This is a genomic window from Fructobacillus sp. ESL1117 (assembly GCF_058508565.1).
In genome coordinates, this window is record NZ_CP196385.1 from 480,489 (window position 1) to 503,007 (window position 22,519).

Sequence of the window (22,519 nt, forward strand, 5' to 3'; positions counted from 1 at the left end):
GAGTAGTTCAATGCATTAACAGCTTTAATTCATCAATTAAGGCTACGAAAGGAAAAGTTAATGGTTCAATATAATTTCATTCTTGCCTCAGCTCGTGTTGAAACGGATGTCAAGCTTCCTATCACTCCTAGTCGCGGTGATATCATTTCATTAACAACCGGTGTCGACATGCCCCACTACCTCGTTCAACGGGTCGAACTTTTTGCTAACTCTGACATCGTTAACCTCCATGTTCAACGTTTCCCTGACCAGCTTTCAGCAAAGCTGGCCATTGACGGATTCCGTAACACTAGAAACTTTCTTTAACAGAGCAAAACACTAATAAAAAATCCTCTTACGAGCAAATCGATTGAAGACAACCCTTGCCTGACAATCAAAGTCCATAAGAGGATTTTTTATATTATTAAATCTAACCTAATTTTTTCGCTAGTTTTAACACCACCTGTGAAATCAATGGCACAGACTTTTTAACACATTTTATCCATCACTATTGCCCGGCTGACACCTGTTAGATCAACCGTGACATTTATATCTCTTGGCTGTCGGCTTCAGTCTTTAATCACCTGTAAAAATGGATTTTTAAGTATTTAGATTGACTCAACATTTCAGCTATTTTTGACAAATATTAATCCACTAAAAAAAGGCCTTCCGGCCTTTTTAGCTACTTCTTTAAAAATGAGCCTTCACCTTATAAATCGGTTGGCCCAAGGCCATGAACTTCTGTTCATATTCCGTTTCAACGTTACCGGCGACCTTATCAGCATCAGCATGCAAGTCCAAACTATAGTCTTCTGGCGTCCAGCGCATTCCAAAGTCCATGAAAGAAACCAAAGAATACTCGAAAAGATGGCGGTTATCAGTCTTAAATTCGACTTCCCCACCCTCTGGCAAAACTGCCCGATAAGAAGACAAGAAGGTCTTATAAGTCAAACGACGGCTTTCATGTCGTGACTTTGGCCATGGATCAGAGAAGTTCAGGTAAATCTTTTGGATTTCACCCTTCTCAAAATAAGTTTCCACTCCTGAACCGTTACCGTAAAGATAACGCAAGTTTGGCAAAACGCCAACAGCCTCAAAAGACTTGCGGGCCGCAATCGCCACCGCCGTTTCTTGAATTTCCATCCCAATATAGTTAATCTGCGGGTTCTTCTTGGCCATTTCCATAATGAACTGGCCCTTTCCTGACCCAATTTCAACGTGAATTGGTTGGTCTTGGTCAAAGATTTCTTGCCAGTGACCACGCAACTTTTGTGCGTGTTCCTGGTCAATGACCAAATCTGTATGAGCTTCAAGCCAAGGCTTGGCCCATGGTTTCGAACGTAAATGCATAAGTATTTCCTTTTAATTCTTTTTGTGCAAAGTTTTCGGCAGCCAAAGTCCATAAAGAACCAAGGCTAAAAGTAGACCACCAACCAAAACGGCTAAGGCAGCTGCAGGACCGGCTATCAACAACATGACCAAGAAGGTCAAACAAATAACAGTACTAGTAATTTCGGCGAGGACAACCAAAAAGGTTTTTTCTTGCTGCTTTTTATCTGCAAAGGCTAACCGAGTCCACAGCACTGCCCGCGTTTTTTCAAAGACAGGAAGTAACTGAAAGTTAATCAAGTAAACCAACAAAACCATTCCTGCCGCCTGCAAGTAATAACCATCTTTAGGTAAAGCCACCAGTAAAATCATTCCGATTATGACCAAGCGCAGAACTAAGACAAACTCATCGCCACCGCGCAGGAGCTTAATCCAGAACAGTCGACGCACCGGTTCCTTTTGAAAAGAAAATCGGCCGAGAAGGTTATCCAAGTACGCACGACGTTTGACCGTTCCCTCCTGATTTGGTACCTGAGCAAATAGACCGTAAAACTGCCAAACAACTTGAAGATGCCGTTGGCTTGTGGTCAAAGCAACATGCCAATCGATTGTGCGCCGAGCTTGTTGGTGCTGAAAAAACCAGGTCAAAGCAGCCACAGTCAAAATAACGATAAATCCTGACAGAACCCAGAGTCGCCATGAATGAGGTAACAAAACAATCGAAAAAGCCAAAACAAACGGCATAGCGAGGCGAATTAGCCAACTTGCGCGTGTTTGATCAAAACCGGTCCAAGTATTTCCCCGCTCATGGCGATCAAGGGCTTGAACAAGCATAAAGGCCTTACTGGCCACCAGTGTCAGCAAGGATAGCGACCAATCAACAGGATTGCCGAGACCAATAAGATTCATTACTGGCCAGGCAAGACCAAGAAAAGCAATCTGCCAACCGGCTGCCAAGATGAAGGACCGGCGCCAAGCTTGGTTGAGGTAAGTTTTCGTCAGAAAGTTATCTCCAGCCGATAGAAAAATCCGGTCGGCCGGCTTAAGATAAGTCACAAAAGAACCGAACTGTTGAGCCAAAACTAACCAAAAAATGAGTCCCAACTGCCAATAGGATGGTAAAAAAGCAATTGGTGTTTCCAGGGATTGCTGAGCTAATGATTGAAACGACAGGATAGCCGCCCCAATTATGATTAACAGAAAGACGACAAAATGATCGTTAAACAGCAGGCGAAGGTAACGCTGATTTTGCCGCTTCATAACCGCTGACCGGTCCTTGTAAAGCCGGTTTAAGTCAAGTTTCTTAGTGGCCGCCGTCATGAAAAGAGTTCATCCATTTCAACTAAGGATATCTGATGTTCAGCCGCTAATTCTGCGGGACTTGCCTGCTCTCGAACCTCGCCCTGGTCCAACCAGACAAATTGATCGACAAAGGCTGCCGCTGAGGACAGCAAATGTGTCGTCAAAAGGATTGCACCACCTGCCTTGGTTCGCTCCTCCATGAGTTGAACCAAAGCTTTTTGAGCCAAAACGTCCAGACCAAGAAATGGCTCATCGATGACCATTAATGGCGCTTTAAGACTAAAAGCCGCCACTAACATTACCTTTTGCTGCATGCCCTTGGAAAAATGCTTGGGTAGCCAGTGTAACTTATTATCCAAGCGAAAGGTTACCAACAAAGCCATCGCCTGATGCCAATGTTCCTGGTCATCGAGGCCGTGGCTAGCCAACATTAGATGAATGTGTTCCGCTAGGGTCAACTCGTCATAAAGAATCGGCTGCTCCGGAATATAGGCTAACTGCTCCTTAAAGGCAGTTGGATTTTCAACAAGGTCCACCTCGTTGAAAACAACCTTACCTGATCGAATTGGACGTTCTCCAATAACGTGCTTGAAGGTAGTCGATTTTCCGGCCCCATTTAAGCCGATTAATGCAACAATTTGCCCATCTGGTACCGTGATGGAGACGTCTTTTAAGACATCCTGACCAGCGTAGCCCCCATATAATTTTTTAATTGATAGTCCCATAGCCTTTATTATACCAGGTTCTAGTCTGATAACGGTTGTTTTACCTGAATTTTGCTATAATAGAAAATAAAGAAACACAGGAAAAAGGAGGCCATTATGGCAGATATTTTTGACAAAATCATCGCAGGAGAAATTCCTTCTTATAAAGTCTATGAAGACGACGACTTACTCGCCTTTTTGGATATTTCCCAGGTTACCCCTGGTCACACGCTCTTAATTCCCAAAAAGCACGTCGATGACATCTTCGCCTACGATGATGTCATTGCCCAAAAGGTTTTGCTGAAGTTACCGGTCTTAGCTCGTGCCATCAAGGCTGCCGATAAGACAATTACCGGCATCAATATCTCATCTAACAATGGTCCTTCCGCTGGTCAAACCGTCATCCATTCTCACTGGCATTTGATTCCCCGTCGTGATGGTGACGGGCTAAATGATGCCCTGGCACCGACGATCGATAACTCCGACCAGTACGATGAAAATCGCTACGAGGAACTAGCTCAAAATATTAAGAAAGAATTGGAGTAAATCATGGCATTTGCACGAGTAAAAGCAACTCTGAAAGAATTTAAGACGATTTTACGCCTTAGTCAGAAGGCAAAAAAACAGGTCACCGTCTTGACACAATCGCTCGAAGCAAACCAGGCTGATTTAGCAGAACTAAAACGGGCAGCTAAGCGCACCCAATATGAAAACCAAGTTCACCTCGATCGCATCAAAGATGTTCAGGAAAAAATGAAGGCAACTCAGTCGAACCGTTCGAAACTGTGATAGAATAGTCTTCGTATCAATTATTTCAATTCGGAAGGAAACTAATTTTATGCACCGCAAAGTTATCTGGGGATTCATCGTCATCGTCTTTATTGCTGGCGTTGCCTATCTCGGTTTGTCAACGTCAAAGACATTGGCCACAACCGATGCCGGTAAGATTACCCAAGAAGAATATTACGACAAGGTCAAGTCCTCGTCTGCTGGTAAGCAAGTCTTCGCCCAAATGGTGATTGATAAGGTCTTGGAAAAACAATACGGCTCACAGGTTTCAAAATCAGATGTTACCAATGCCTACACGACTTCCAAGGCTCAATATGGCGATTCATTTGCTTCAATGTTGTCACAATCAGGTTTGACAGACACTCAGTACAAGGATTCATTGCGTGAAAAGCTTGTCATGAACGCAGCCGTTAAGGCCAACTATAAGATCTCAAAGGATAAGTTAAACGACGCCTATAACAACTACGTCCCTGATACTACAATTTCTTTGATTACAGCCAAAGACGAGGATACCGCTCAACAGGCAATCGATGCCTTAAACAACGGAACTTCATGGGATGATGTCTACAAGCAGTATTCATCAAAGAACGCCCAGGTCAATAAGTCCGGTCAATTGCCTGCCTTTGATTCAACCAATACGACAGTTGATTCTGAAATTCGGAAGGCCGCTTTTAACCAGGATAACGGTACTTATTCATCAGCACCAGTTAAGCCTTCATCTGGCTCAAACTACTATGTTGTCCGTACTGACAATATGGCAAGTAAGCCTGCCGAGAGCAAGGTTGAACAAAAATTGAAGGATAAGTTGACCAGCGACTTCTTGAACGATTCAAACAGCTCAACTGAAATTCAAAAGATTGTTGGTAAAATTCTCCGTCAGAACGATGTCACCATCAAAGATTCTGATTTGAAGAATGCCTTGTCAGGTTACTTAACTGCCGGCGTTTAATCAATCAGTGATAGTTTACAAACAAAAAGAGGATTCCGATTGGAATCCTCTTTTTTAGTGTTGTTGCTTGTAAGAGCACTTGGTTGCCCCGCTTCATTAAAAGTTTCCTGGACACACGAAGCCTTTGGAAAAACTTGCTTGAACACGCATGAACATCTGGCCAGGTTTCACTTGGTACCGATTTACCCACACCTTTTTTAAAATTCAGAACAGCGCCGTTGGGTCAATTGGCGACCCCGCTTCAGGGTCTTCTGGTGGTAGCGGTGGCAAATCATCATCCGTTGGCCCCTCTGCTCTTTGAACACCTTCCGGACGGTAAAAGGCCCGATTATCCATGGCAAAAATCCGCTTGGAAAACTCACCAGGTTCTGTTTGTTCCATAGCACCCGTCAGCATTTGAATTGAAGCATCCATCTCATCTAACTGATGCAGAATTTCGGCTTCCATCATCTGGGGGCGAACGGGTGATCCATACTCCAAAAGACCATGATGGGCCAGCACAACGTGTCGTAAAATCAGAACATCCTCCTGATTCAAATCCATCTTCAGCTCATTGGCTGCTAAAACCAGTTGCTCGTCAATCAGCGTGATATGGCCAATCAGCTTGCCGGCCCGAGTATACTCCGTTGAGGCCGGCCCTGAAAGCTCAATCACCTTGCCCAAGTCGTGCAAAAGCGCACCGGCCAGCAACAAGTCCTTATTTAACTGAGGATAAAGATCGCTAACCGTTTCCGCTAAGCGCGCAATTGACAGGCTATGAAAGGCCAAGCCACGAGCAAAGGCATGGTGGTTCGTCTTGGCAGCAGGAAATTCCATGAAGTCATCGTGGAACTTCTTGAACAATTGGCGAACTAAGCGGTTCCATGTTGGCTGAGTAATCTTAAAGATTGTATCCGTTAGCTCTGCTTCTAAATCAGCTTTTTTAACGGGGGCGCTTTTGATAAAATCTGCTGCTGAACTAGGTTCACCATTATCAGTCAAACGAAGTTGACTGATTTGAATTTGCGGGTTGCCTTTAAAAGCTGACCGAGTACCCGTAACCTTAACGACTCGGCCAGCTTGAAACTGTTCAATGCCTTCTTTAGTCACATCCCACAGGTTTCCAGGAATATCACCCGACCTATCGGCAAAGGTCAAAGCCAAATAATCCTTGCCAGTCTTCGTTTGACGAACTTCAGCCTTCTTTAACAAGGCAAAGGCATCAACCGGATCATTTTCGCGGTACTGTAATAATAACTTAGCCATTTATCTCTCCTAAATTAATCTGCTGGTCGGCTACTTGCTGACCGGTAAAAGTCCAAAAAAGAACTTGCCGGTCTTGCGCCAAGTCCTGTAATAAGGATAGCACTTCCGCCTGACGGTTCTCATCAAAATTTACAAAGGCATCATCAACTAGGATTGGCAAGCCTTCTGTTAACTGCAAACTTGTAATCAAGGCCAAGCGAACAGCCAAATAAGCCTGGTCTGCCGCTCCGGTCGACAACTCAGCCAAAGTGAAGGACTGATTGTTTCGGTCAAAAACTTGGACCTGTTTCTCCGTAATTTGCATTTTTGGGTAGTGGCCCAGGGTCAAACGCTGCAAGTAAGTTCCCGCTTGATCTTGAACCCGACTGCTCAAAGCTTGGTCCTGACCATTAAAAATATTTTGAATCAAAGCCGGTAAGAGCGACTTTTCTAGGTATCGACCAAAGTCTTCGGTCAAGCGTGCCGCCTGGTTAGCCACCGCCTGGGTCAAATCCTGAAACTGGGTTTCAGAAACCAAGGCAGCCTGGTCAACTTGCAGGGCTTGGACTTGCTGGTTAGCCTGGTCTTGAGCAAACTCAAGGCGCTTTTGGTTTTCTACCAGATCCTTTACTGCCTTTTCTAAGGCAGGACGGTTTCGATATTTGACCAACCGTTGACGACGGTCTGCACCAATCTGTTGGTATAAATCAGCCAGGCGCTGGTCGTTCTTATCTCGGTCATTTTGCTTAGCTAAAGCAGTGGACAACTGACCAAGTGAGGTCAACCTGTTTTCTTGCAAAATTTTTTGTATCTGTGCCTGCACTTGATCACGTTCCTGATAAAGTTGGTGTTCAAGGTCGGCCACATGATCCTTTTCTACCCGTCGCTTTAAGCCGGCAGCCGGATCCAAGCCGTACAGTTGACTGGCCTGATCGACGGCCGCCAGCAAATCTTGATAATTATCTTCCATTGATTCATGGAGATGGGTAAAGCGCTTGGCATCAATTTGGTTCAAGTGGTGACTGATTTGGCTGGCTAACCTCTGGGCCTGACGGCCTAGGTCACGAGACAACTTTTTAGCATCTTGAGCCAACGTGGCAGCGTACTGGCCTGCCAGAATCGTTTCCTTATCCCAGGGCGCAAAGGGAGCCATCACTGCGGCAACTCGGTCATGATGACCTTTGGCTAAATAGCCAGCGACGAAAGTGGCAGCGGCTAAAAGAACTTCAACCGGTAGGGCCAATCGTAGAAAAAAGGATCCGATTAACAGCACCCCGCTGGCCACTGCTCCACCAAGCCAATAATTTTGTTCCTGAAGAAGACGGAAATCAGCGGTATTAAGCGGTTCTGGTGCTCTCCCGCGAAATTGTTGTTTAAACTTTTCAACTTGCCGGTCGGCACTATGAATCTGTCCCAGTACTCCTTTGAGAGATTGGCTGGTTTCGGTCAATTCCTCCAGCACGGCCATAACTTCGGCCTGATTGAGGCTAGTCAATTGACTATCTTTAAGTTTAGCTCGACGTTCATTGGCCTCCTCTAGTTGCTGGTTCAGCCAGTCGAGTTGCAGGGCTAATTGCTTTAACTGGTCCTGATCCGCGGCACTAATTTTTTGTTGGGAACGGTTGACTTGCTGCCCACCATCAGCACCCGCGGCTTCCAATGCCAGTGCTTCTTGATAAAGTTCCCAATAGGACAACAAATCCCGAGCCGTTATTAATTGCTCCTTAGTCACTGCTAATTGTTGGTCTTGGCCCGCAATTTGTTTCTGTAGGCCTTCCACCTGATTGCCTTTTTCAAGATACTGGCTTAATGATTGTGCCAGATCTAAGCGGCTTTCCTGCTGGTGCTGGTAAGCCTGACTTGCTAGGTTCAGCGGGCGCTTACCTGTTTTTTGTTTAGCAAAGAGTTGACTCCCCTCTTTTTGCTGGTCAGTTGCCCAGGCTAACCACTTTGACGCCCGCGGTTGCGTGTAGGTCAACAAGTGTTTTTCCAAATCAGGACCCGTCAACTGATTGACTAACTGTAAGTCTTTGGCATCGAAGGCAAAAATCTGCTCATAGTCCACTCGACTCAGTGGTCCAAATAGTTGGGTTAAAAATTCTTCGCCATCAGCCAGAGCCTGACCATCCGCCAAGTTAACGACCGTTAACTCCGACTGTGTTCGATTCATTCGTTGAATACGATAGGTTTTCTGACTGATTTCTAAGTCCAGGTAGCCACCATAGGCCGCTCCCGACCGGGGTTCATATTTTTGACTAGCTCGGGCCTTGTAGCCAAAAAAAACGCCCAAGATAAAAGCCTTAAGGGTCGATTTTCCGGCTTCATTTTGACCAAAAAAAGCCTGAAAGTCGGCCAAATCAGTTAGTGTTAAATCTGACCAACGGCCGAAACCAGAAATATGAATAGTTTTAATCTTCATCCTGGCCTCCTTCCACTAGGTCCTGGTAAAGACGGTCGGCTAAGTCGGCCTGCCCCTCTTCTGAATAAAAATAATCTCTGATAAACGCCGGAGCCTGATCAGAAAGCCACTGCCCAATACTGTCTGCCTGGACGACCCGGCGAATGGCTGCCTGTAGGTCAACATCAGCTGGCAATCCTGGACGTGAATGTTTCTGATTAGCAGCCTTTGTCGCAACCTGAGCTTTGACCGGCCAGTAGTCACTAGTACTTTTTCGGCTAGCTTGCAAGCTTTCCAATAAGGTTCCAAAGCGCGCGGCAGCTTGAATATCCGGACCAACCTGCCCGGTTAATTCTAGTATCACCAAGGTTGGCTGTTCCCAGCGGTAAGCATTTAACTGGCCCTGCAAAGTTACCAAATCAGGACAGTTCGAGATTTCGACTTGCTGCCATAAAACAGGCGCAACTGGATAAAACTCCGGTACTAGACCTTGACCATCCTGGTCGGAAACTAGGAAAAAGCCCTTTTCGCCAGTCTCATTGTGGTTGAGACCCTGGAGGTTACCAGAATAGGCAACTACAGGGTTACGGTGCAAAATTTGACGAACATGAATATGGCCAAGGGCCCAGTAATCATACCCCTTTGCCATCATGTCCTTTAATGAGAAGGCCGCATAGTTCCCACCTTCCTGGCCAACCACGCCGTGATACATCCCTAAATGATAATCAACTCCAGCCTGCTTGACCGGATAACTCGGCAAAGCTGACTGACGATGGTGTTGATTCGTATAGGAAAAGGCTGAAATGGAAACTTTTGCACCTGATTTAGTCGTAATTGTCTTTGTTTCAACTTCCGGGCCAAAAACCAAAACTCGCTCTGGCCAAGTCGGATGGACTTGCTGTCCTTGCTGGAAATCGTGGTTTCCAAAGGAAATGGCGGACCAAATGCCAGCCTGATTCAACTGCATCAAGACTTTCGTTAAGTGCTCCTGAATAAGTGGTGAATTGTCGGCACCGTGGTACAGGTCACCTGGGAATAAAACCAGATCAACCTCTTGGTCAACCGCAAATTCAAGCAAGCGGTTCAGCGCCGTAAAAGTCGCCAATTGAACCTTTTTTTGAAAGTCCGGGCTCAGCTTTTGGCTCAATCCGGTAAAGGGGTTGCCCAGATGAACATCCCCGGCATGAATAAAACTAAGCATAGTCTTCCTTCCACTGTCTTTTCATCAACTCGCCCAAAGAGAACAGGCGTTCGTACTCTCTATTATACAAAATACGTCCCTACTTTTGCCACTAACCACAAGGAATTTCGTATTTTTTTCATAAAAAAAGGCAAGAATCGTAGAGACGATTCTTGCCTTCTGATTTAGCTAATATTATTACTTATTCTTCTTACGACGTGAGAAAATTCCAAGTCCTGCAAAGCTAGCAAATAGAGCAAACAAAAGATTCGTATTGGACTGATTTCGTTCAGACCTCAATCCCGTATTTGGCAAAACGTGATTGGTGTCAGCCTGAGGATTAACAACTTTGTCAATTTGATTTTGAACAACCACATTTCCATCATTTGAATCAGTTGTTGTCGTGGTCGTGCCTTTAGGCTCATCCTTCGTGTATTTAACGGTGTAAACCAAGTCACTTGAATCTGGCGTTACATTTTGAGCAGCGATGCTCGTTTGGTCAGCCGTATAACCCTGTAATGTCGGACTGGTTACTGCTGCAAAACTTTGATTTGCTGTCCAATCACCATAGGTCTTTTCACCAGTTACGGCATCAGTTGAGACACTACGAGTGAAGGTAATTGGCGTAGCCACATAGTCGTCAGCTGCCTTACTACCGTCAGCGTACTGATAGTGAATTGTTTCATTAACCGTCTTCGTATCAGTTGATTCAGCCGGTGCATTTTTAGTGTAAGTTACGGTGAAGTCTAAGTTTTGAGAGTCGCCAGTTACCTTTTGAGCCGCTATTTCAGACTTGTCTGCCGTATACCCCTTCAAAGAAGGGCTTTGAACAGCAACGAGATCTTGGTCAGCACTCCATGCTCCGTAAGTCACATCGCCGGTCACAGCATCCGTATATGCAGTACGAGTAAAGGTTACATCCTTCTCATAAGTGTCAGCTGCCTTACTACCGTCAGCGTACTGATAGTGAACCGTTTCCTTTACTGTTTTGGTATCCGTTGACTGTGCTGGGGCGTTCTTCGTGTAAGTAACGATGAAATCCAAATCCTTTGAATCACCATCAACTGTTTGAGCTGCAATTTCGGGCTGATTTGCGGTATAACCCTTCAGTGCTGGACTGGTTACAGCTGGGAAACTTTGATCTGCAGTCCAGTTACCATAAGTTTTTTCGCCAGTTACAGCATCTGTTGAAACCGTCCGTGTCAAAGTAACTGGAGTGGCAACGTAATCAGCAGCAGCCTGTCCACCATCAGCATATTGATAATGCACGGTTTCATTAACCGTCTTCGTTTCATTGGTTACGGTTGGCGCATCCTTAGCGTACGACAAAGTTATCGTCGTTGGCTGATCACTTGTTCCAAAGGCGCCGACTAATGCCGCATCAGCTTTTTGATAATGATAACCTTTAATACTTGGTGTATCAACAGTATAGACAGTTCCTGTCAAACCAATCAATTCTTTTTCAGGCATTCCAGCAATCTCTTGATTGTTTTCGTCCGTATAACGAACAATTACTTTGCCCTGTTGAACATTAGGACTAGATGGAGAAGCAATCGTTACACTACCTGTTGCCTTCGCCATTGAGTAGAGGGTCTTGCCGGTAGAATCTGTTGTTTGATAAACAACTTGATAGCTAACTGTGTACGTCCCTGGCTGCTTATTATTCCAAGCAGCCGTTGCACCACCATCATTTAGTATCTGAATATCCTTGGTTAGATCAACGTTACCACTATCTGTTGTGACACTGGCCGTTACATCTGATTTTAGCCAAGCGTTCACATCAGGAATGTTATCAGTTGTCATTGCGAACTTAGACTGTGGAACTGAAATAACCGGTACCGAAGCAAACGAAGCATATGGATTTTGCCAAGTCATGTTGTATGAAACATTCCAACTACCAGTTCCTTGATTATCAGTATAAGGTTGATTATAAGTATAAGTTCCCTGGTAATCTGGAGCAATTAGATTAAAGAAGACGGTCATGTTTTGAATGTCCATACCATCAGGAATAATCAATTGTGCTTCAGTTGAGGATAAAGGAACCAAAATAAAACCTGGATGGGCCTGTCCGTCAATATCTCCATTCTGAATTTGACTTAAAGTACCCCAGCCCTGACCTGCAGTGGTAGTCCCATTTTTTGGTAACTGGAAACGGAATGAATTGTAATCAATCGAAGCATCGGGACCAGAAACTTCAAACAGATATTTTCGACCGGTCAATGATTTTGAGTTATCTTGATCCGGTTGCAAGATATCATAAAGGCTCATCACATTTGTTGTAATAGTTTTCCCATCTTGATTAATCTGATTAGAAAAAACTTCTGGCCAGTGACTAACTGCATCATTAGTCGTAATATCATCACCACTATACTTGTGATCATTAGTTCCGACACCAGTTCCAGGGGCTTGCATACGATTAGTACCAGCCGGCAGGGGCTGTGCAGGAGGCACTGCCCCTGTACTAAACTTGGCATAAGAAACTGGAATGGTTAAACTTTGCCCATCAGAAGCAACAAACGTAGACGTAATCACATTATCGCTTGTATCTGGTGCATCAGACTTAATGGGGGCATGAACTCCGAAACCAAATGAACCAACTTGATTTTCAAAATTCTTAGAAAAAGTAAAAGTCAGCGTATTTGTTGAAGCGTCATGAGAAAAAGTTCCATATTGATTACCACCGGTAGTAGTAACCGCATCCCAATTAACCAAATTGTTAGGAATGGTCAACGTAATCTTGTCACCGGCTTTAACAGAAGTGGCCAAAGAATTCAAACTGATATTCACTGTTAAATTCAGTGTGCTACCAGCAGCCAAGGTTTGAGCTTCGTTAGAAATTGAAATTTGTAATCCAGATAGGTTTGAACTATCAGCTGAAGTTTGCCCACTTCGCACAAGAGTGTCATCAGATTGTGTAGCATCTGCTGAAGCTGTACTGCTTGATGGTGTTGTACTACTTGCAGTGCTAGTTGATGTCGCAGTACTTGATGGTGTTGTACTACTTGCCGTACTATCTGATGTCGTAGTACTTGATGGTGTTGTACTACTTGCAGTGCTAGCTGATGACGTAGTACTTGATGGTGTTGTATCAGCCGAGACCTTTTCTTGATTGGCTAAAAATCCGCTCGTTGCAAACAATGAAAAAACAACGATTGAAGCATACACCAACTTTTTCCCTGATTTATACATCTTGTAATGTTCCATTTGCTGTTCCATAAAAACTTTCCTTATATGTTTATTAAATTGTTTATGTTACAAACATATTATAACAGATACTTTTATTTTTTCAATATATCAAATAACAAATAAATCTACTTCATTTATAAAAAAACCGGCCTACAGCCGGTTTTAAAATATGAATTAATAGTTCATGAAATAGTTATCCAATTCCCACTGTGAAACGAATTGACGATATGACGTATATTCGATGCGCTTTGCTTCGATAAACTTATCAGTAATATGAGTACCAATTGCATCGATGACAACATCATCATTACTTAATTCATCAAGGGCAGCCAACAACGTATCGGGCAAGTTTACAATCCCGGCCTTCTTACGTTCGTTTTCGTCCATCAAGTAAATATTTTTATCAACTGCAGCCGATGGTTCCAACTTGTTATCGATACCATCCAAACCTGCTGATAAGATTGCCGCCAAAACGGTGTAAGGGTTGGTTGTTGGGTCAACTGAACGCAATTCCAAGCGAGTAGCTAAACCACGTGAGGCAGGTACTCGCACCATTGGTGAACGGTTTGATGCTGACCAAGCAACATAAACTGGGGCCTCAAAGCCAGGCGTCAAACGCTTATATGAGTTAACCGTTGGGTTAGCCAAGGCAGTCAAGGCCGGGGCGTGCTTTAAAACACCACCCAAGAAATGCATTGCTGTATCAGACAAGCCCAAATTCTTGTCAGCATCATGACCATCAAAAACATTGCCTTGCTTATCAAACAAAGACATGTTTGTGTGCATTCCTGAGCCATTGATACCAGAGACTGGCTTTGGCATGAAGGTAGCATAGTAACCGTTCTTACGGGCGATTGTCTTCACAACCAACTTGAAAGTCTGAATCTTGTCAGCCATGTCAACAGCGTCTGAATACTTGAAGTCAACTTCATGCTGACCAGCAGCAACTTCGTGATGGGCAGCTTCAACTTCAAAGCCCATCTTTTCCAGTGTCAAAACGATTTCACGACGAACATTTTCACCACGGTCCAATGGAGCCAGGTCGAAGTAGTTTCCATGGTCGTTTAGTTCCATGGTTGGTTCACCCTTTTCATCTAACTTGAACAAGAAGAATTCTGGTTCAGTACCAACGTTAAAAGCAGTAAAGCCTTCGGCTTCGGCGCGTGAAACGGCGGCCTTTAAGGCAATTCGTGGGTCCCCTTTAAATGGTGTCCGGTCCTTTGAATACACGTCTGCAATCAAACGAGCAACTTTTCCACCATGCGCGTCAGTTGCCCATGGGAAAATCATGAATGTTGACAAATCAGGATAAAGATACATATCAGACTCGTTAATCCGAACGAATCCTTCAATTGAAGAACCGTCGAACATCAGGTCATTATCTAAGACCTTGTCCAGTTGTGAAACTGGCACTTCAACGTTCTTGATAGCGCCCAACACGTCAGTGAATGTCACGCGAATGAATTCAACTTGTTCGTCTTGAACGATCTGCTTAATGTCTGCTTTTGTGTAAGAAGGTTTTGCCATTGGAGACTCCTTTACTTGGCTGCTATAGTGGGTACATTTTTTCTTGGCTGAAGGCTTTCTCCAGCCAAGCTGGCCAACTGGTCAGCTTTTTCAATCATCAATTCATTGTTCACAAAATACATTTTGTTCGGTCAATCAACCGTCAAAATCAGTGGTTATTAAAGCGAGCAATTTGAGCAAATTCATCTTGCAATGAACGGCGCAGACTGCTATCAGCACCAATCTGTTGCTGATTTTTCCGCTCGGCCTTAGCAAAGAGTTCTTTGATATCGGCAGTAGAATCACCAGCATCAAGGTAATCTTTAATTTGCAAGAGGCGGTCAATATCATTTAGGGAAAACCGCCGTTGACCACCCTTACCACGTTTTGGAGTGATTAATTCGTGCTGTTCATAGTAACGAATCTGGCGGTCGGTTAGAAGAGTCAACTCACGGACGGTTGACATTGGTAAAACGGCTCGGTTACGTTGCAATTCAGAACTGGACATGAAAAACTCCTTTCAGCTGGTGATGAAAACCTTACTTGGCTTCGTACCAGGTGGGACCGGCATGGTCCTCAACTTTTAATGGTACGGACAAATGAACGGCGGAATCCATCACGGAGGTTACTAACTTTCGTACTTGCTCTAACTCCTCTTTTGGACATTCAAAGACCAGTTCATCGTGAACTTGCAAAAGCATTTTGGCTTGTAAGCCCTCTTTGGTTAAGGCCTGGTCAACCTTAATCATGGCAATTTTAATAATATCAGCTGCCGAACCTTGGATTGGCGAATTCATTGCTGTTCGTTCAGCAAATGATCGACGGTTAAAGTTCTTGGAATTGATCTCTGGCAGGTAGCGACGGCGATGTTCAATCGTTTCAACAAAACCATCTTGATGAGCCTGCTCCTTAATCTGTTCCATCCATCCATGAATCTTAGGGAACTCCTTAAAATAGGTTTCGATAAAGGCCTTAGCGTCCTTGCGCGAAATGCCAAGGTTCTTTGATAAACCAAAATCAGAAATACCATAGACAATGCCAAAGTTAACGGCCTTAGCCGTTCTGCGATGGTTAGCATCAACCGGTTCATTGGCCTTCAAGCCAAAGACGGCGCGAGCCGTTTCGGCGTGAATGTCATCATCATCCATGAAGGCCTTCTTCATGTTTGGATCACCAGTAATGGCGGCCAAGACCCGTAATTCAATCTGCGAATAGTCCGCACCGAAAATCAACCAGTCGGGATGACTGGGAACAAAGGCGTGGCGAATTTTACGCCCCTCCTCCGTCCGCATCGGAATGTTTTGCAGGTTCGGGTCAACCGATGACAGCCGACCAGTCTGAGTCAACGTCTGTAAGAACCGGGTGTGGATTTTTTGATCAGCTTGATCAACAACGGCCAAGAGGCCATCAACATAAGTCGATTTAATCTTGGCCAGTTGCCGATATTCAAGAATATGGCTAACGATTGGCGCCTGTGGTGCCAATTCTTCCAAGACTTCAACAGCAGTTGAATAACCGGTCTTTGTCTTCTTAATCACTGGCAAGTTCATCTTTTCAAAGAGCAACGTCCCTAACTGCTTGGTCGAATTAATGTTAAATTCCTCACCGGCAATCCGATAAATTTCTTCCTTGAGTTGGCTAATTTTTTCGTCAAGTTCCTGGCCCATCTTTTCCAAACGGTCTTCCTTAACGGCAAACCCTTGGGCTTCCATCTTGGCTAAGACAAATGACAATGGCAACTCAACATCATGGTAGAGATCTGTTTGCTTGTGCTCAGCCAATTCCTCAAAGGCCTTGTCACGCAAGCCATAAAGCGCTTCCGCCTTGTGTCCAAGGTGATCATAAACCTCCTGATCATCAGTGGGCACAGCAAACTTGGCACCTTTGCCATAAAAATCTTCATCAGCTGGCAGATACAAACCGAAGCGAGCGGCCAGGGTTGACAAGACATTGTCATTGCCAACTGTATCAAGCAGATAGACGACGAGCATAAAGTCAAAATCAACACCAGCAAGCTGCAAATCCAAGCGATGCATCAAAACCCAAACTTCCTTGGCATTGAAAAGTCGTAACTTCTGTTTTGGGTTTTCAATCAAGTCACGGAGTGTCTGATTTTCAAACCAGGTAAAGTCAAGACTGGCAAAGTACCCCAAATCATCATTACCGATAGCAAAGGCTAGCATGTCAGCTGTATGATAATTATCCGCATCTGTATCGATCTGAATCGCTAAGGTATCTGCTTTAGCAAGGGCAGCTAAGGCCGCATCGTTCAATTCCTTGACTGGCTGAAAATTAGCGCCTCGTGACTCGACCTCTTCAACGGAAGTATCATCTTGACCAACCAATTGATGCGCTTTAAGCTTGGCCAGCGCTGATTTGAAATGTAAGCTCTCAAACAGTTCAACCAAGCCCTTGGTTTTCGGTCCATTGTAGGCTAAGTCCCCCAAGGAAATTGATAAATCAGCATCAGTAATGATTGTGGCCAATTTTCGTGCGCGATAGGCAACTTCCTTATCCGCAATCAAATTTTCCTTCATCTTGGACTTTTTCATATCGTCAACATGGGCGTATAAGTTATCCAGATCATGGTATTCAGTTAACAGTTTCAAAGCTGTCTTTTCACCAACCTTTGTTACCCCAGGATAATTATCAGAGGTATCACCAGTCAAAGCCTTTTTATCAATAATCTGTGCTGGTGTCAGCCCGAACTTTTCTTTTATATGAGCGGGTGTGTATTCTTCAATCTGAGTCACACCTTTTTTGGTAATTTTCACAGTCACCTGATCGGTAGCCAACTGCGTCAAATCTTGGTCTCCGGTAATGATGGTGACGTCATCACCCGCTTTTTCTCCTTCCCTTGATAGTGTCCCAATGATATCGTCTGCTTCCAAACCATTTTGTTCGTAGTTATGAAGACCATGTGCTAACACCATTTCACGCAGGTATGGAAATTGTTCCTTAAATTCAACCGGTGTCTTATCCCGACCACTCTTATAGTCAGCATAAAGATCACCACGAAAGGTTTCCTTACCTGATTGAGCATCCCAAGCGACAAGAGCATAGTCAGGTTGCATTGGTAAGACGATTGATTCTAAAAAGTTATTAAAAGCCACAAGGGCATTGGTATGTAATCCTTCCGGTGTTACCATTCGGTCTAGCTGTTGGTACATCGCGTAGAAAGCCCGAAACGCCAGCGAATTTCCATCAATTAAAAGTAGTTTTTTAGTCATTGGTTAGTCCTTATTTAACTTGTTTGTAGTTTAGCACAAAAAAAGCTCGCCGAAGCGAGCAATGTTAGTTTTTCTGACGTGTTAATTTCGGTTATCGCCGAAAAGTTGGATCAAAGCGTAGAAAATGTTCATGAAATCAAGGTAGAGCATCAAAGCCCCAGACACGGCCAACCCGGTTGTCTGAGCTTCACTCGCACCGTTAGCTGACAATTGAACATAAACCCGACGTAATGTATTGTTGTCGTAAGCGGTGTACAAAGCAAACACGATAACAGTTGCCACTGAAATCAACAAGTGCATGGTTGAAGAACCCATGAAGATATTAATTACTGATGCCACAATGATCCCAATCAGTGAGCCAAAGAGGATTGGGCCCATTGAAGCCATTGACTTCTTTGAAAAATAACCATAGGCAGCCATACCGGCAAACAAAGCCGCAGTTGAAATAAAGGCAGCACCGACTGAAGCAACCGTGTAAACAGCCAAAATCAAACCAAGCGTTAAGCCTTGGACAGCCGAAAAGGCCATCAAAAGACCAAAGGCCTTGGAGGGATTATTGGCAAATGAAGCGTTGCGAATCATGGCCACAATGACCAATTCAACGACAACAACCGCTGCCATCCCAATCCAGCTACCCAAAAAGAGTTGGGCAACTTGTTGCAAAAAGAAATGTTGAACGACGTAGCCGGCAACGGCCGTTACAGCCAAGGCAATTGCCATATAGCCATAAACACGCTGGAAGAAGGACTTCATGCCTTCATCAGCGCCCGTCACATCGCGGCGAGCGTTCATATCAAAATTATCCATCAGATACCTCCCATTGGTATTGTCAATTTTTCTATCTATATGGTAACAAAAAAATCTTAATCTTAGATTAAAGGGTCTTCCCTTAATTCAAATCAGGCAAAGTTTGGCCAAGCAGTTTTTCATAAGCGTACTCGTACTTTTGAATATCACCGGCTCCCATAAAGACCAAAACAGCGTCATGGTGTTTCAACAGTGGTGATACATCGTCTTCCTTCAAGACAACAGCGCCATTTGGCAAAGCATCGGCGATGTCTTGGGCAGAAACCGTTCCTTTGCTTTCTCTGGCAGAACCAAATATTGGCGTCAAGTAAACCGTATCAGCCGCCTGCAAAGCCTGGGCAAATTCATCCTTATAAGCAATCACCCGAGTAAATGTGTGCGGCTGGAAAACCGCTACGATTTCCTTTGCTGGGTACTTCTGCCGAGCAGCATCAATCGTCGCTTGAATTTCCGTTGGATGGTGGGCGTAGTCATCGATAATGACAATGTCCTGAACTTTCTTTTCAGAAAAGCGGCGCTTGACCCCAGGATAAGTCAACAAGTGCGCGCGGACATTCGCCAAATCCAAACCTTCCAGGTATGCAACGGCAATGACCGCTGTGGCATTATAGACGTTATGCTGACCAAAAATTGGAATCGCAAATTCGCCCAAGTCCTGCCCCTTAAAGCTGACTGAAAAAGTTGAGCCAGCAGTTGTCTTCTTAACATTGCTAATCAAGAAGTCATCACGGCCGGCCTGATCACCGTAATAGTAAACGGGCACGTCAACTCCCAACTTCTGCAAACTTGGATCATCACCCCAAGCCACAATGCCCTTTTTAACACCTTTGGCAAAATCAACAAAAGCCGAGCGCACATCTGCCAAATCATGGTAGTAATCCGGATGATCAAAGTCAATGTTGGTCAAAATGGCATAGTCCGGATGGTATGGAGCAAAGTGACGCCGGTATTCATCAGCCTCTAAAACGAAGAAATCAGAACCCGCCACACCGTGGCCAGTTCCGTCCCCAATCAAGTAAGAGGTCTTGGCAACGTTCTTAAAGACGTGTGACAAAAGACCGGTAGTTGATGTTTTACCATGAGCCCCAGCGACCGCAATAGTCGTGGCCTGGTCAATTTGCCTAGCAACGGCCTCCGGATAAGAAATCATCTTAACCCCAGCTTGTAATGCGGCCTGAACTTCAACCTGGTCATCCTCAAAGGCGTTACCACGGATAAAAGTCGCATCCTGATTATCCAAGACGTTTTGAGCGTCAAAAGGTAAAATTTTAATGCCTGCCTGCTCAAGTGGCGCCTGGGTATAGGTAAACTGGTCAATATCCGACCCCAAGACCTCATTACCTTGGTCATGCAAAATTTGGGCAAGAGGTCCCATTCCAGTACCCTTAATCCCGATCAAATAATACTTCTCTGACATGACAATCGCCCCTCTTAATAGTTTGTATCAATCAAGCCGTCCGCATACAAACTTTGGGCAGCAGCAGCATCAAAAGCCTGGCCAATTTGGCCAAAATCAGCTGGCAGAACTAGTGCGCCTGGCTTATCAGGTGCACCTGGTAACTTAAGTTCGCGGCCAGAAACAATCATCCCAGCTGATGGCACACCACGCAAAGCGCCATCCCAAATAATGGCACCGGAAGGCATCATTGTGCCGGGCTTAGCAACAACGACACGGATTCCCTCTTGCATGTTCGGAGAACCAGAAACGATTTGGAGGTTTTTCCCATTACCAACGTTTGCCTGAGTCACGTGCAAGTGATCAGAATCAGGATGTCCAGTCATTGAAACGACTTCACCAACAACCAAGTTTGATTGTTCAACGGCAATAGCATCGTCAAAACCAGCATCTTGCAGAATCTGGTTCACTTGAGCAACTTGGCTTTCCGTCAAAAAAACTTGACCGGTTTGGTCAGTCAATGCCAAAGCTGGGCCGACCCCATTAATATTGATGCCCAATGTTTGCTTACTTTGCGCATCAACCACCTTGGTCACCTGTCCCTTGGTTTCTTGGGTCACCTTGCTTGTCGCTGGCGCAAAGGTTAGCATTAAAATATCGCCAACCGCTGCCTGATTATAAACTGCAATCATGATTTTTTATCCTCTATCTCAAAATATTTTCAATTGCTGGCTATCCGCTCTTCAGGCAGACAATGAATCTAGGTAAGCCAGTAATAATTGGGCTGATTTTTGGCCGGCCTCGACAACGAATTCATCAAAAGTCACAGATGATTCACCATTAGCCAAATCAGAAACGCCCCGCAAGACAATAAACGGTACGTTAAAACGCGTTGCAACTTGGGCAACGGCTGCCCCTTCCATTTCGGCCAAAAGGGCCTGCGGAAAGTGTTGTTTAATTTCTTCTTTTTTGTCTTGTTGAACAAAGCTATCACCAGAGACAATCAAACCGGCCTGGCTATCCGTCAAGGCCTCAAACGCCTGAACCAAGTCTGCATCAGCTTCAAAATAGGCTGGTTGGGCTGGCAACTGTCCGAAGTCATAGCCAAAGACCGTAACGTCAGCATCAAAGTATGTTAATTTCGTACCAATCACCAGGTCCCCTATGGCTAATTCTGGTTGCAATGCGCCGGCAGAGCCGGTATTGATGACCAAATCCACGTCAAAAACCTGGGTTAAAATCGTCGTTGCCGTTGCAGCAGCGACCTTACCAATCCCTGATTCCGCTAAAAAAATTTTTTGACCAGCATATTCACCAACCAAAACTGTCAAATCAGCAAAGTCTTTTTCAACTGGGTTTTGGATAGCGTTCGTCAATGCCTTTTTTTCTTCCGGCATTGGGGTAATAATTCCAATCTTCAAAGTAGGTTTCCTCACTGATCTTTAGTTAAAATTGACAAAGAAAAAGAAAAGATACGTCAAAACAATCAAAACTGCCACTAAAATCATCCCACGGTTATAGCGGTATGCTAGACGGTCTGTCTTTCCCTTTTCTGTTAATTCACCATTTGATCCCAGTTCAAAGCGACCTTTTTTAGTCAGGCGCATCTCGGCTCGGTTTTCCGGCTCCACCACTGTAATTTGATCCGGGTGGGCCTTTTCATATTCACGCTCAACTTGCTTGCGTATCTTTGCCCGCTCCTTATCTTCACGACTTTGCCCTGACCGGGTGAAAAAATGATTATTTGCCATTTGTTAATCTCCAATTTGTCCAGTAGAAATAAGCCGTCAACGTCTTTTGATCATTGAGTTCGCCTCGTTGATAAAGCGCGGCCATTTCATCATAGGAAACCGTCAAGAGGTCCAAAGATTCGCCGTGGTCCTGTGGCAGTTGTTTAGCATTTACCAGAGCTGTCATATCGGTTGCTAGGTAAAGGACAATTTTTGCATCCGTAAAGCCAATGGCTTCATAAACAGTCGCAAATGCCGTCAAAGAACCAGGATGAAAACGAATCTCTTCGTTTAGTTCCCGGATAGCAGCTTGCCGTGCGGCTTCCTCTTGGTTTCCGTGGTCGCGACTGTCAACTTTGCCAGCCGGAATTTCTAGCACAAAACCATCGGCTGCAGCGCGCCATTGACGAACTAAGATAGCGTGATCGGCATCTACTAGTGGCAAGATTCCAACGGCCAAGGCATGGTGGACGATATCACGTTGCGCCTTACTTCCGTCAGCAAGTTCCACCTGGCGCTTCTCAACAGAGAAAATCTTGCCTTGGTAAACATCTTGCTTTGATAAAAACCGTTCTTTTTCCGCCATGCTTAGTCCTTTCTGTCGATAACCTGGACTTGGGCAGCCTGAAAGGCATCCTTGCCTTGAACCAGGACGTAGGCAACTCGTTGCCCCTGGTGAAGGGATTTAAAACCATCACCAGCAATGCCGTTAAAATGGACGTAAACGTCCGGTCCCTTTTGATCGGGTGTGATATAGCCATAGCCACGTTCGGCTTGCCAAATTTTTACTGTTCCATATTTCATAGCTCT

21 protein-coding genes are annotated in these 22,519 nt (G+C 44.8%); 4 read left to right on the forward strand and 17 right to left on the reverse strand.

What is annotated here, in order from left to right; translation table 11 throughout:
* The first annotated feature begins 60 nt into the window (after positions 1–60).
* A complete protein-coding gene (locus ACSYSH_RS02035) occupies positions 61–306 on the forward strand; it encodes a hypothetical protein (RefSeq protein WP_489815758.1) in 246 nt (81 codons plus the stop codon).
* Between the two features lie 363 nt (positions 307–669).
* Here ACSYSH_RS02035 and trmB read toward each other — a convergent pair whose 3' ends face one another.
* The 3 genes from trmB to ACSYSH_RS02050 are packed head-to-tail and all read right to left on the reverse strand — an operon-like array spanning position 670 to position 3,335.
* Positions 670–1,329: a tRNA (guanosine(46)-N7)-methyltransferase TrmB gene (trmB, locus tag ACSYSH_RS02040; RefSeq protein ID WP_489815759.1), complete on the reverse strand. Its 660-nt coding sequence runs from the start codon at positions 1,327–1,329 to the stop codon at positions 670–672.
* 12 nt (positions 1,330–1,341) lie between these two features.
* Complete coding sequence (locus ACSYSH_RS02045) at positions 1,342–2,628, reverse strand: ABC transporter permease (RefSeq protein WP_491702497.1); 1,287 nt, start codon at positions 2,626–2,628, stop codon at positions 1,342–1,344.
* Entirely contained in the window at positions 2,625–3,335 is a 711-nt protein-coding gene (locus ACSYSH_RS02050; protein ID WP_252773792.1) for an ABC transporter ATP-binding protein, read from the reverse strand. The genes ACSYSH_RS02045 and ACSYSH_RS02050 overlap by 4 nt, the downstream gene beginning before the upstream one ends.
* Positions 3,336–3,431: 96 nt before the next feature.
* Here ACSYSH_RS02050 and ACSYSH_RS02055 point away from each other — a divergent pair, with 96 nt between their 5' ends.
* Genes ACSYSH_RS02055 through ACSYSH_RS02065 form a run of 3 tightly spaced genes read left to right on the forward strand, consistent with a single transcriptional unit; the run spans position 3,432 to position 5,052 of the window.
* Entirely contained in the window at positions 3,432–3,860 is a 429-nt protein-coding gene (locus ACSYSH_RS02055) for an HIT family protein (protein ID WP_491702496.1), read from the forward strand.
* Between the two features lie 3 nt (positions 3,861–3,863).
* Entirely contained in the window at positions 3,864–4,103 is a 240-nt protein-coding gene (locus ACSYSH_RS02060) for a hypothetical protein (RefSeq protein ID WP_489815762.1), read from the forward strand.
* 49 nt (positions 4,104–4,152) lie between these two features.
* Positions 4,153–5,052, forward strand: coding sequence for a peptidylprolyl isomerase (locus ACSYSH_RS02065; protein ID WP_491702495.1), 900 nt, complete (start codon positions 4,153–4,155; stop codon positions 5,050–5,052).
* A gap of 204 nt (positions 5,053–5,256) precedes the next feature.
* Here the strand turns inward: ACSYSH_RS02065 and ACSYSH_RS02070 are convergent, their stop codons facing one another.
* From ACSYSH_RS02070 to ACSYSH_RS02135, 14 genes are all read right to left on the reverse strand, one after another.
* The gene (locus ACSYSH_RS02070; protein ID WP_489815764.1) at positions 5,257–6,297 is read right to left on the reverse strand and encodes a 3'-5' exoribonuclease YhaM family protein; all 1,041 of its coding nucleotides are present in this window, start codon (positions 6,295–6,297) and stop codon (positions 5,257–5,259) included.
* Positions 6,290–8,695: an AAA family ATPase gene (locus tag ACSYSH_RS02075; RefSeq protein WP_491702494.1), complete on the reverse strand. Its 2,406-nt coding sequence runs from the start codon at positions 8,693–8,695 to the stop codon at positions 6,290–6,292. The genes ACSYSH_RS02070 and ACSYSH_RS02075 overlap by 8 nt, the downstream gene beginning before the upstream one ends.
* Positions 8,685–9,875 carry a metallophosphoesterase family protein gene (locus ACSYSH_RS02080; protein ID WP_491702493.1) on the reverse strand — a complete coding sequence of 397 codons (1,191 nt, stop codon included), beginning with the start codon at positions 9,873–9,875 and terminating at the stop codon, positions 8,685–8,687. Before ACSYSH_RS02080 ends, ACSYSH_RS02075 begins: the two co-directional genes overlap by 11 nt.
* Positions 9,876–10,052: 177 nt before the next feature.
* Complete coding sequence (locus ACSYSH_RS02085; RefSeq protein WP_491702492.1) at positions 10,053–13,070, reverse strand: mucin-binding protein; 3,018 nt, start codon at positions 13,068–13,070, stop codon at positions 10,053–10,055.
* 144 nt (positions 13,071–13,214) lie between these two features.
* On the reverse strand, positions 13,215–14,567 hold the full coding sequence (gene glnA, locus ACSYSH_RS02090; RefSeq protein ID WP_489815768.1) for a type I glutamate--ammonia ligase: 1,353 nt from the start codon (positions 14,565–14,567) through the stop codon (positions 13,215–13,217).
* 148 nt (positions 14,568–14,715) lie between these two features.
* Positions 14,716–15,054: a MerR family transcriptional regulator gene (locus tag ACSYSH_RS02095; protein WP_489815769.1), complete on the reverse strand. Its 339-nt coding sequence runs from the start codon at positions 15,052–15,054 to the stop codon at positions 14,716–14,718.
* 31 nt (positions 15,055–15,085) lie between these two features.
* Positions 15,086–17,776: a DNA polymerase I gene (polA, locus tag ACSYSH_RS02100; protein WP_491702491.1), complete on the reverse strand. Its 2,691-nt coding sequence runs from the start codon at positions 17,774–17,776 to the stop codon at positions 15,086–15,088.
* Positions 17,777–17,857: 81 nt separating this feature from the next.
* Positions 17,858–18,583, reverse strand: coding sequence for a Bax inhibitor-1/YccA family protein (locus tag ACSYSH_RS02105; RefSeq protein WP_489815771.1), 726 nt, complete (start codon positions 18,581–18,583; stop codon positions 17,858–17,860).
* Positions 18,584–18,665: 82 nt separating this feature from the next.
* The gene (gene murC / locus ACSYSH_RS02110; protein ID WP_489815772.1) at positions 18,666–20,000 is read right to left on the reverse strand and encodes a UDP-N-acetylmuramate--L-alanine ligase; all 1,335 of its coding nucleotides are present in this window, start codon (positions 19,998–20,000) and stop codon (positions 18,666–18,668) included.
* Between the two features lie 14 nt (positions 20,001–20,014).
* Complete coding sequence (gene ytpR, locus ACSYSH_RS02115; protein ID WP_489815773.1) at positions 20,015–20,671, reverse strand: YtpR family tRNA-binding protein; 657 nt, start codon at positions 20,669–20,671, stop codon at positions 20,015–20,017.
* Positions 20,672–20,722: 51 nt separating this feature from the next.
* Positions 20,723–21,400 (reverse strand): 5'-methylthioadenosine/adenosylhomocysteine nucleosidase, encoded by a 678-nt coding sequence (locus ACSYSH_RS02120; protein WP_252773778.1) that lies wholly within the window; start codon positions 21,398–21,400, stop codon positions 20,723–20,725.
* Positions 21,401–21,421: 21 nt separating this feature from the next.
* A complete protein-coding gene (locus ACSYSH_RS02125; protein WP_491706153.1) occupies positions 21,422–21,730 on the reverse strand; it encodes a hypothetical protein in 309 nt (102 codons plus the stop codon).
* The gene (locus tag ACSYSH_RS02130) at positions 21,720–22,295 is read right to left on the reverse strand and encodes an NUDIX hydrolase (protein ID WP_491702490.1); all 576 of its coding nucleotides are present in this window, start codon (positions 22,293–22,295) and stop codon (positions 21,720–21,722) included. The genes ACSYSH_RS02125 and ACSYSH_RS02130 overlap by 11 nt, the downstream gene beginning before the upstream one ends.
* A 2-nt stretch (positions 22,296–22,297) precedes the next feature.
* Positions 22,298–22,513 carry a cold-shock protein gene (locus ACSYSH_RS02135; protein ID WP_252773775.1) on the reverse strand — a complete coding sequence of 72 codons (216 nt, stop codon included), beginning with the start codon at positions 22,511–22,513 and terminating at the stop codon, positions 22,298–22,300.
* Positions 22,514–22,519: the final 6 nt, after the last annotated feature.

Coding starts and splice junctions, on each gene's coding strand:
- ACSYSH_RS02035 (WP_489815758.1), top strand. CDS start 61: ATGGTTCAATATAATTTCATTCTTGCCTCAGCTCGTGTTGAAACGGAT.
- trmB (WP_489815759.1), bottom strand. CDS start 1,329: ATGCATTTACGTTCGAAACCATGGGCCAAGCCTTGGCTTGAAGCTCAT.
- ACSYSH_RS02045 (WP_491702497.1), bottom strand. CDS start 2,628: ATGACGGCGGCCACTAAGAAACTTGACTTAAACCGGCTTTACAAGGAC.
- ACSYSH_RS02050 (WP_252773792.1), bottom strand. CDS start 3,335: ATGGGACTATCAATTAAAAAATTATATGGGGGCTACGCTGGTCAGGAT.
- ACSYSH_RS02055 (WP_491702496.1), top strand. CDS start 3,432: ATGGCAGATATTTTTGACAAAATCATCGCAGGAGAAATTCCTTCTTAT.
- ACSYSH_RS02060 (WP_489815762.1), top strand. CDS start 3,864: ATGGCATTTGCACGAGTAAAAGCAACTCTGAAAGAATTTAAGACGATT.
- ACSYSH_RS02065 (WP_491702495.1), top strand. CDS start 4,153: ATGCACCGCAAAGTTATCTGGGGATTCATCGTCATCGTCTTTATTGCT.
- ACSYSH_RS02070 (WP_489815764.1), bottom strand. CDS start 6,297: ATGGCTAAGTTATTATTACAGTACCGCGAAAATGATCCGGTTGATGCC.
- ACSYSH_RS02075 (WP_491702494.1), bottom strand. CDS start 8,695: ATGAAGATTAAAACTATTCATATTTCTGGTTTCGGCCGTTGGTCAGAT.
- ACSYSH_RS02080 (WP_491702493.1), bottom strand. CDS start 9,875: ATGCTTAGTTTTATTCATGCCGGGGATGTTCATCTGGGCAACCCCTTT.
- ACSYSH_RS02085 (WP_491702492.1), bottom strand. CDS start 13,070: ATGGAACAGCAAATGGAACATTACAAGATGTATAAATCAGGGAAAAAG.
- glnA (WP_489815768.1), bottom strand. CDS start 14,567: ATGGCAAAACCTTCTTACACAAAAGCAGACATTAAGCAGATCGTTCAA.
- ACSYSH_RS02095 (WP_489815769.1), bottom strand. CDS start 15,054: ATGTCCAGTTCTGAATTGCAACGTAACCGAGCCGTTTTACCAATGTCA.
- polA (WP_491702491.1), bottom strand. CDS start 17,776: ATGACTAAAAAACTACTTTTAATTGATGGAAATTCGCTGGCGTTTCGG.
- ACSYSH_RS02105 (WP_489815771.1), bottom strand. CDS start 18,583: ATGGATAATTTTGATATGAACGCTCGCCGCGATGTGACGGGCGCTGAT.
- murC (WP_489815772.1), bottom strand. CDS start 20,000: ATGTCAGAGAAGTATTATTTGATCGGGATTAAGGGTACTGGAATGGGA.
- ytpR (WP_489815773.1), bottom strand. CDS start 20,671: ATGATTGCAGTTTATAATCAGGCAGCGGTTGGCGATATTTTAATGCTA.
- ACSYSH_RS02125 (WP_491706153.1), bottom strand. CDS start 21,730: ATGGCAAATAATCATTTTTTCACCCGGTCAGGGCAAAGTCGTGAAGAT.
- ACSYSH_RS02130 (WP_491702490.1), bottom strand. CDS start 22,295: ATGGCGGAAAAAGAACGGTTTTTATCAAAGCAAGATGTTTACCAAGGC.
- ACSYSH_RS02135 (WP_252773775.1), bottom strand. CDS start 22,513: ATGAAATATGGAACAGTAAAAATTTGGCAAGCCGAACGTGGCTATGGC.